General features: G+C 38.0%; 3 protein-coding genes. All 3 read left to right on the top strand.

Annotation, left to right across the window (positions count from 1 at the left end; all coding sequences use genetic code 11):
- The first annotated feature begins 66 nt into the window (after nucleotides 1-66).
- The 3 genes from F6K38_RS37880 to F6K38_RS37890 all read left to right on the top strand — a co-directional run bounded on the left by F6K38_RS37880 (nucleotide 67) and on the right by F6K38_RS37890 (nucleotide 3097).
- Nucleotides 67-759 (top strand): FAD-dependent oxidoreductase, encoded by a 693-nt coding sequence (locus F6K38_RS37880; protein ID WP_287262895.1) that lies wholly within the window; start codon nucleotides 67-69, stop codon nucleotides 757-759.
- Nucleotides 760-1346: 587 nt separating this feature from the next.
- Nucleotides 1347-2495, top strand: a complete 1149-nt coding sequence (locus F6K38_RS37885; protein ID WP_287247431.1) for a TauD/TfdA family dioxygenase — start codon at nucleotides 1347-1349, stop codon at nucleotides 2493-2495.
- Complete coding sequence (locus F6K38_RS37890) at nucleotides 2492-3097, top strand: formyl transferase (protein ID WP_008179328.1); 606 nt, start codon at nucleotides 2492-2494, stop codon at nucleotides 3095-3097. The genes F6K38_RS37885 and F6K38_RS37890 overlap by 4 nt, the downstream gene beginning before the upstream one ends.
- The last annotated feature ends 77 nt before the right edge of the window (nucleotides 3098-3174 follow it).

Here is a 3174-nt window from a genome sequence, read left to right on the forward strand (position 1 = left end):
TCCTCTCACCGCTAAATCTCGCGATTATAGCGGGAGTCTCCAGGAAGGCGAACAGATGAAGGCAATGTGGCAATTCTTCCAGGGGGTAGGCTTTCCTGGAATGCCCTCCTGTGTAAGGTCAATGGCAGTGAAGCAGAGGAATTTGCTAAAGCAGGTGCTAAACCCTCTGCTAAGATTCTCGAAGAGATGAATTTCGTGGAAACTTGGCTAAAGGGTATCGGAGCGAAAGCCGTTAAGCCAGCATCTGAACTTTATATCCGCCATGCAGGCAATATTACTGGTGTAGTAGACCCTCTCTATGGCTCCCAAATGCTCTTAGGTGGCACACCGAATTGGTCTGCTTTGGGAACCTTTGGCTATCATTTTGATGTGCGCGGTGGTATCGAAGGTCTTGGTAACAGAGCCTCTGAGAACGGGATAAAAAGTGTAAGTTTTAGTAAGCCAATTTTCAACATTGGCATCCAGCATGCCCAAATTAAGACAGTTCCTAATTTAGCCGTTGTTAGTCCTGGTTCTGGTTTTCAAGGGTTTGCTTCATCCGCTGGTAGAATTGTGGAATTCAATGCTGGTGTTGGTCAGGCATTGGGGATAGCTGCCATTACTGCTCTTCTTTCTGGCAGAAACCTAAGTAATGTATCCAACTCTGAGGTCAGAAAAGTACTTTTAAGCACTAAGCAACTTCCTCGCGTCTATGGATATGCTAATAATAATGAAGCTAAGAAATTGAAGAATTTTGAGTCTTTATTAGTGCTGGTTTGAGAGACTTTTGATTAAGTAAATCTTACAGCCGTTTTCCTGACGGGGCGACAAGCGCCCTGTCAGCTTATATGGTCAAACTTGGGTGAGTTTTATGGAGTCGTTTTGGGATTTGGTGAAGGAGTTAATGAGCTTAAATCCCAATAAACTGGAGTATTATTTACGAGGTATAAGAGCTAGGTCGCTTATTATGGTTACATTCTAGCTTCCATGTCACCCCTTCAGGATAAACGACTATCGACTGGAATTCAGAATACAAACCTACCAGTAAGTGGTTGATTAGTTTTGTCAGTCAACCCGCGCTTGTTCTGTCAGCTTTATAGCCATTCATGTCGCCCCCCCAGCAAAAATGACATGCTCCCTCCCGGTAGCGGTGGGCTAAGGTGTTTTTGTTACTTAATTCAACAAAACTTTATAAAGTTAAGAAAATCTTATGCTTATAGGTTACACCAATCTGTTAAAGTTACAAGAGAAATAATTGAAAGAAAGGAAAATCATGATACTATTAAGGCTGTAGTTAAAGCCTATCAAGAGCAAGAGAAAACTTGACATATATTGACATATAAATCATCTTAATGTTATGAATGACAATGTATCTAGATAATTACATCAAAAAAAGGAATTTTGTAAAGAACAATTACGATTTTTTATATCAACTCAGGAAATTAACAAAAAAAGATTTCACTATTCAGATTCCTGCTGGGGGAAAGCTTTCAGATGATGGGATTCGCAGGGACGTGCAGCTATTGACAAATCTATATGGTTTTTTTGTTCTCCGTACTCACGAAAATGATGCGTTATTAGATAATCGACGTTTTCAAGAATGGCGAAATCAGTTGCATTTATTGCTCGGGGAACAAGTGCGACAACCCTATAGTAATGCTGGCAAAATAGAATCCAATGAGAATGCTTTAGCCAGAAAAGTGTTAGCTGACTATGGCGTTGATTTTAAAGAAAATGATGTTTTGATGATGGCAAATCCAGCTGATCGTGTTAAGGGTAATAAATACAACGGTCATCAGGAAGTCCATCAAGACAGCACATTCTTAAAAGTCGTTCCTGATTGGGTGGTGTTTACAGTCCTAGAAAATGCTCAATCAGGAGGGGAAACTCGTGTGGCGAGTGGACAGCATCTTTTAAATGCTATTCCTTTGCCTTATCTAGCTGTTTTAAAAGAAGCAGATGCTGTTACCTTTTTTAGGGAAGGAACGGATGGTCATCTTAGTAAACCAATTATTAATTACCATAAGGAAAAAAGATGCATTACAACGGGTTATCGCGCCGATGGTGATGTTGAATATAAATGTAAAAGCGCTTTGACTCAGATAGCAATGAACTGGATCTGGAATTTTAATAAAGATCCAGAGAATTACACAAGCGTTTTGTTAGAAGAACTTAGGGAAAGTTTAGTGCTGGCAAATTTAGTTGCTTTTCATGGTAGAGAAGGATTTACTAACTCCGAAACGAAGATTAGAAAAGTTCTGCGTTGGACTTTCGATAATAATACTGCCAATCCCATCGACCAGGGAATTTATTTTACTGGACACAAAGAACTAGAAAAGGTGGTTACAAGCCAAAGTTTTGAGGCATATTTACAAGATGAATTGGCCTGGAAAACACAAAGCGACATTCTCTCTAAACTTGCTTACTTTAGTCCCGATAACTATCCAGAAGACTTAGAGAGTAAACTCAGAATAGAGGATCTTAATAGACAAGTAAGTAATGACAAGAAGATATGAATAATTGTGAAGACAATTTTAGGCAAAAAAGGGACAAAAATAATCAGCATAAAAATATGATTATTTTTTGTAACGAAGATATTATCGCTAATATAACTCTAAATTTTTTGCTTCCTTTTTTGAGCAATATAAACTTTAAAGTTCATATATTTTTGTCACAAAAAGTATCGAGAAAAGCAGAAAGCCAAGTCGAAAAATTGTCTAAGTTTAATTTTTTGACTAAAGATTATATCCGTAACATAGTTTTCCCTGACATTGAAAAAAATCTAGGCAATAAAAAATGCCATTTGATGACATTCAATCAAATGGCGAGACACTACGAATGCAAATTGTATCGCATCAAAAGTACGAAAAACAGAGAAGAACAGGAGAAAATTATTGCTATTTATAAAGAACATGAACCTTACATTAGTTTGTCTGTAAGGAACAATCTAATCATCAGTTCAGAAATTATTAAAGTAGCAAGTGAATATGGTGTGGGTAAGATTTTCAATATTCACTCATCAAAACTTCCTGAACGTGCTGGCGTGTGGTGTTCCTTGTGGGATATGGCTGGGGGGGCGACGATATGGCTTGAAACGATTGATACGTCAAGAGTGTAACGATCTGTGATAGAAAAAGATAGGTCTCAAATTGTCAATAAGACCTATCTGTTGCAAATGTTACCCTTATTCTATCA

The sequence above is a fragment of the Moorena sp. SIO3B2 genome, assembly GCF_010692525.1.
Classification (GTDB): Bacteria; Cyanobacteriota; Cyanobacteriia; order Cyanobacteriales; family Coleofasciculaceae; genus Moorena; species Moorena producens.

Bases quoted from the DNA above. Each gene is read 5' to 3' on its own strand.
- F6K38_RS37885 (WP_287247431.1), top strand. From the start codon at position 1,347: ATGTATCTAGATAATTACATCAAAAAAAGGAATTTTGTAAAGAACAAT.
- F6K38_RS37890 (WP_008179328.1), top strand. From the start codon at position 2,492: ATGAATAATTGTGAAGACAATTTTAGGCAAAAAAGGGACAAAAATAAT.